The organism is Actinoalloteichus spitiensis RMV-1378, from assembly GCF_000239155.1.
Taxonomy (GTDB): Bacteria; Actinomycetota; Actinomycetes; order Mycobacteriales; family Pseudonocardiaceae; genus Actinoalloteichus_B; species Actinoalloteichus_B spitiensis.
This window is the reverse complement of sequence record NZ_AGVX02000624.1, coordinates 1-4365: the sequence shown is the minus strand read 5'-3', so window position 1 is coordinate 4365 and position 4365 is coordinate 1. Positions and strand designations below refer to the sequence as shown.

The following is a 4365-nucleotide window of genomic DNA, read 5'->3' as shown; positions in this document are numbered from 1 at the left end:
GCCCGCCGCTCCGGGAGCCGGCCACCCGAGGTGGACCGGCGGTCGGAGGTGCCCGCGCGTGAGGGCTCCGTCCTGCAATCCTCGGCAGTTCGTGAGCGAGCGACCGGTGGCCCAGCGGGCATTCCGACTCGTGGCGGGCTCGTCTCGCACGGTCCCGGGCACACACGGCTGCGGGTCAGCGCCGGATTCGCACCGGCTTCCCCCGCTGAGGCCACCTGTTCAGTTGTGCTGGCGCGGTCGGCACGTCACGCACCGCCGTCGAGGTCGATCCGTGCCACGCTAACCAGCCGAAGACCACCTGATCGAGGGGTGCTCGCTAGCTGTTACCCGAGCGTGACTGAAGGTCAGCGGCCCGGCTGGTCGAGGACGAGCCCGACATCAGCCGGGGACCAGGGCCTGCCGCTGCCGGCCAAGCCCGTCGATCTCCAACTCCATCACGTCACCCGCCCGCAGGTAGGGGAACCGCCCCGACAGGGCCACCCCCTGCGGGGTGCCGGTGTTGATGACGTCGCCTGGTTCCAGCACGAGGTACTGGCTCAGGTGCCACACCAGGTACGCGGGGGAGAAGATCATGTCCGAGGTGGACGAATCCTGCCTCGGTTCCCCGTTCACCCAGGAGCGCAAGCCCAGCGAGGAGGGGTCCGGCACCTCGTCCGCCGGGACCAGCCAGGGCCCCAACGGGTTGAACGTGCGGCAGCACTTCCCCTTGGACCACTGCCCTCCGGAGTCCTCGATCTGGAAGGTCCGCTCGGACACGTCGTTGGAGACGGCGTAGCCGGCGATGTGGGCGGCGGAGTCCTCGGGGGAGTCCAGGTAGGCGGCCTGCCGGCCGATGACCACCGCCAGCTCCACCTCCCAGTCCGTGCGCTCCGAACCACGCGGTACCTCGACGTCGTCGAAGGCGCCCACCACCGTGTTCGGCGTCTTCAGGAAGATGATCGGCTGGTCGGGCGGTGCGGCCCCGGACTCGGCGGCGTGCGCCGCGTAGTTCTGCCCGATGCAGACCACCGACTGCGGGCGCGCGACGGGCGCCCCGACCCGCAGGCCGCCGGTGTCCAGCACGGGCAGTTCGCCGGCCGCCAAGGCCGACCTGACCCTGGCCACCCCGTCGGAGGAGAGGAAGGTGCCGTCGATGTCGGCGGTCACCGGGGACAGGTCATAGGTGGTGCCGTCGTCGGCGCGGACGGCGGGACGTTCGGCGCCCACCGGTCCGAGGCGGAGCAGTTTCATCCGGAGGTCTCCCAGGTTGGTGGAGGGCGCGGCCGCTCACCACGAGCACCCCGCGGGACCACAGCCGCCTCCGCCGAGTGTATTGCCGCCGGTGGCGCTGATCCGGGCCGCAACTGGCCACGGGCCAGCCGGGGGCGGCTCCGGCGGGGCCCGGGTACGGCCGCGCCCCGGGTGTCCGCGCTGCCCGGCGTCCTCCCCGGCACCGGGACCGCCCGTCCACCCGGTAGGGTCCCGGGCCGTCGTTCCCGGCCGGAGGACACCCGGCCGACCGAGGTCGTCCGCGCCGGCCCGGAGCGAGCCAGGAGCGGGACCTGCCCGTCCTCGTCCACGGCGACCCCGCCCCCTCGGGGGCGCCCTCAGGTGCTGTGGGCGTGCCGCCGCGTGCCGCGCGACCAGGGCGGACAACGAGACGTCCCGTGGCAGCCAACCGCCGCCCCGCACGGCGCAGGCGGGCCTGTCCCGCCCAGCGACGCCGCGACCCGCCCGCGCCTGGCCTGCCCCCCCGCACCGCCACCCGGGGTTGGGAGGCGGCGCGAGCAGGCTGACGCGGCCAGCCCTGTCGCGTAGCGTCATCGCGCCGATACCAGCAGTCGAAGGGCGAGCATGCGCTTACCGAGTTCCCGACAGCCGCACCGGCCCGGCCCCAGCACTCCGCGCGACGTCCTCCGGACGACGGCACCGGCGGCTCCGTGACCGTGGCCGTCCTCGTCCAGGCGGTTGGCCTGTTCGTCGTCACGAACATCGACGACGTCGTCGTTCTCGCGTTGTTCTTCGCCCAGGGCGCTGGACGCCCCGGCACCACCCGCACCATCGTCCTCGGCCAGTACCTCGGTTTCTGCGGGATCCTGCTCGTCTCGGTCGCCGCCGCGCTCGGCGCCGCCTTCCTGCCCGCCGGTGCGGTGCCCTACCTCGGCCTGCTCCCGCTCCTCCTCGGCGTCCGGGCGGCGGTGGAGGCGTGGCGGCACCGGGACGACCCGGACGAGGAGAAGGCCGCCGCCCGGACCGGACCCACCGTCCTGGCGGTGACGGCCGTGACCTTCGCCAACGGCGGGGACAACATCGGCGTCTACGTGCCCGTCTTCGCCACCGCGGGGGCCGGCGGGATGAGCGTCCACATCGTCACCTTCCTCGTCCTGCTGGCCCTGTTGGTCCTGGCCGGTCGCTACCTGGCCAGCCGTCCCGCCATCGCCAGCGCCCTGGCCCGCTGGGGGCACATCCTGCTGCCGGTCGTCCTGATCGCCATCGGGCTTCTCATCCTCGTCGAGGGCGGGGCCTTCGGCCTGTAGGGCACCCTCGGACGGCGGGCCGGGTCGCGGCCCCCACCGTCCGACCCGCCGATCAGCGGGCGGCGGCGAGCGTGCGGATCAGCGCCGCCGCCCGTCCGAGCTGGGCGATCTCCGCGTCGGTCTGGTTCGGATCGGCGCGGCGGGCCGCCACGGCCTCCTCCAGTACCGCCAGGACGTCGCGGCGGGAGTGGGCGAGGAACGCTGGGAGGAACGCGCGTGCGATCCCGGCCAGCGGTCCGTCGTCGTCCACCGCGACCTGCGCCAGGACCACGGCGGAGAGGGCGGTGTCCAGGTCGGGCGGACCCTCCGTCGTGTTGCGCCAGTCGATGACCACCGGTCCCCGCTTCGCGAGCACGACGTTGCCCGGGTGCAGGTCACCATGCCGAATCCGCCAGTCGGGTTCGGTCGCGACCCGGGGAGGCAGCGTGTGCAGGTGGGCCTGGAGGTCCGCGAGTTGGCGGCCCGCGTCGGCCGGGCTCACCAGACCGTCGACCACGGCCTGGAGCAGAGTCGGGCCGTCCAGTCGTTCCAGCACGAGGTCGGCGTGGTCCACCCCGTGGACCCGGGGCACCGGGTACCCGAACGCCTCGAGGTGCACCATGACCGCTGCCTCGGCCGTCGCGTCCGTACCCGCCCGGTAACGGCGCAGGACACGGTCGGCATCGAGGGCGAAGACGTCCGCGTCACGGCCGGCCGCGAGCAACACCGCGTCCGTCACCTGCCTGACCCTAGCCCGTGACGACACCGAACGGGCCGCTGAGCGGCCAGCACAGCTTGTCCAAGCCGGACCGCCGGGCGGAGGAGGCGGACGAGGCGCCCGGTGTCGCCACTGCCGGAACACCGGGTGCGCGGGGATGGCACTGCCCGGGTTGCCCGTTCACCGGGGGCGCGGCGGCCGGCCGTCACGGGCTAGGGCGTCGCGGCGGATCCCCGGACCCGTGGTCGTCGCCCTGAGCCGTTCCGCGACGTCCGGAAGCGGGCCGGCGGCTACCGCGACCCGAGGCGGGCACGGGAGGACGGGCCGTGGTCGCGCTCCCCAGGCACCAGCGTCGGGCTCCTGTACCCACGGGCGGGTGGTGTGAAACCACTCGAAGGTGGGGAAAGCGGGGCGTGGTGATGGTGTCGCGCTGCCGTTCCACGACCGCGCTGCCATGATCACGCGCGGCGGACGGAGTTCCGAACACTCCCCGCGCGAGAGGATCGACGATGTCCGTCGGCGCACGGTGACCGGCAGCGAACACCCCATCCTCCGTCGCGTGGACGGTGCCGCTCCGGGCGGGGCCCGGAGCGGACACCGGTGCGGTCCGCCGAACGCGGGCGAACCACACCGACGAGGCGTGTCGGGTGTCCGCGTCAACCAGCGGTCGAGAGGATCCCGTTCGCCGGTCCGCCACCATGCCACCTCCTGAGGGGAGCCATGAACCAGTTCCGTGAGCCGGCCACCACCTCCTGCCCCGAGGCGGGACGCCGCGACTCGCTCTCGCTGCACCCCACCACCGTCGCCGCCATCGCGCGGGTCGCGGAGAGCGACAACGTCCCCTACGGCGAGGCACTCCGACGCCTCGTGGCGGACGGACGCGCGATGCACCGGGCACGCGCCAGCGGCGGGCAGGTCCTGGTGCGCTACCTCGACGGAAGCGAGGAACGGCTCCGGGCGGGCGGTGTGCTCGAACCCGCGTGACCGGCGGCGGGGGTGCGCGCGGCGGCCACCCGGATCCCTCCCCACCGGGGGCGGCCGCGGGGACACCCGTCGCCATCCGGTCGACTCGACACACCCCGCAAACGACACCGGCCGCCGGGGCCCCGCCACCGCCACCGCCGGTCCGCCGCCCGCCACCTCGGGCGCGGA

4 protein-coding genes and 1 riboswitch are annotated in these 4365 nt (G+C 74.3%); of the genes, 2 read left to right on the top strand and 2 right to left on the bottom strand.

The window, feature by feature from the left end:
• Nucleotides 1-116: 116 nt before the first annotated feature.
• A riboswitch (cobalamin riboswitch) is annotated at nt 117-203 on the bottom strand.
• Between the two features lie 175 nt (nt 204-378).
• The gene (locus tag ACTIDRAF_RS0222920; protein WP_016701043.1) at nt 379-1230 is read right to left on the bottom strand and encodes a fumarylacetoacetate hydrolase family protein; all 852 of its coding nucleotides are present in this window, start codon (nt 1228-1230) and stop codon (nt 379-381) included.
• A 689-nt stretch (nt 1231-1919) separates the two neighbouring features.
• Between ACTIDRAF_RS0222920 and ACTIDRAF_RS0222915 the strand changes: the two genes are divergently transcribed.
• The gene (locus ACTIDRAF_RS0222915; RefSeq protein ID WP_016701042.1) at nt 1920-2516 is read left to right on the top strand and encodes a cadmium resistance transporter; all 597 of its coding nucleotides are present in this window, start codon (nt 1920-1922) and stop codon (nt 2514-2516) included.
• 52 nt (nt 2517-2568) lie between these two features.
• On the opposite strand, the gene ACTIDRAF_RS0222910 is transcribed toward ACTIDRAF_RS0222915, so the two are convergent.
• Nucleotides 2569-3234, bottom strand: coding sequence for a phosphotransferase (locus tag ACTIDRAF_RS0222910; RefSeq protein WP_016701041.1), 666 nt, complete (start codon nt 3232-3234; stop codon nt 2569-2571).
• Between the two features lie 699 nt (nt 3235-3933).
• On the opposite strand from ACTIDRAF_RS0222910, the gene ACTIDRAF_RS0222905 reads away from it, so the two are divergent.
• On the top strand, nt 3934-4197 hold the full coding sequence (locus ACTIDRAF_RS0222905) for a hypothetical protein (protein WP_016701040.1): 264 nt from the start codon (nt 3934-3936) through the stop codon (nt 4195-4197).
• Nucleotides 4198-4365: the final 168 nt, after the last annotated feature.

Excerpts from the sequence above, each read along its gene's own strand:
- ACTIDRAF_RS0222920 (WP_016701043.1), bottom strand. The coding sequence starts at position 1,230 with ATGAAACTGCTCCGCCTCGGACCGGTGGGCGCCGAACGTCCCGCCGTC.
- ACTIDRAF_RS0222905 (WP_016701040.1), top strand. The coding sequence starts at position 3,934 with ATGAACCAGTTCCGTGAGCCGGCCACCACCTCCTGCCCCGAGGCGGGA.